The sequence below is a fragment of the Mesorhizobium sp. M0437 genome (genome assembly GCF_040321335.1).
Classification (GTDB): Bacteria; Pseudomonadota; Alphaproteobacteria; order Rhizobiales; family Rhizobiaceae; genus Mesorhizobium.
On record NZ_JAMYRK010000248.1, the window covers coordinates 1 to 761 of the forward strand.

Annotated in this window: 1 protein-coding gene; it reads right to left on the reverse strand. The window is 66.0% G+C overall.

Going from position 1 to position 761, the window contains the following annotated elements:
* A partial coding sequence (locus NKI72_RS35290; protein WP_502909016.1) for an FAD/NAD(P)-binding protein occupies nt 1-761 on the reverse strand: 761 nt, incomplete at both ends.

The following is a 761-nucleotide window of genomic DNA, read 5'->3' on the forward strand; positions in this document are numbered from 1 at the left end:
ACCGCACGGCCTTGGCTGTCGGTCTCCAAACCAAGACCAATCGGGTCGAGCCGGACCAATCCCATCCGCTCGAGCGCCGCAATCGCCGTGTTGGTCCGCAAGATATCGGCGTGCGCCGGTCCGGTCGTCACGACCACACTGTCGAAAGCCTCGACAACGAGGCTGCGTTGGCCACGCAGCCGCTGCCTCACGCGAATGCGTCCGTCGACCTGTTCGGCGCCGACAATCGTTGCGGCGCGATAGGCAAGCTTACCCTCGGCGACGCATCGATCGAGCACGTCCGCAACTTGCGGCGCGAGGCGGAAGCGATGCACGTCCCAGAGCGCACGAAGATGGCGTGCCACACGTCGCTGCTCGGCCAGCGGCAAGGCCTGCCAGATGGTTTGTCCCTGACGTCGGACGGCATCGAGCACCGGATGCCAGTCTTCGCCCCGACGCTTGGCATCAAGGATCGTTACCCGGATGCGCCTGAATAGTGCCGTTGCGCTGCGTGAAGGAAGGGTCGTGAAATCGCCAATTGGATCGGCCAGCATCGCGGCTTGGCCGCGCGAGCGATAGCCGTGGCGTGACAGCGCGACGATGTGGCCACGATGCCCCTTGCGGTCGAGCGTTGCAATCACGTCCGCCGACGTCAGTCCGGTGCCCACGACCAGGACACGGTCGTCGCGGCCGATCGCTTCCAGCCTCTCGAGATCATAGGGATTGGCCACGAGCCCGGGTGTGCCAGCGACGGACTTCAGGGGCAGCGGCAAGGCCGGCGG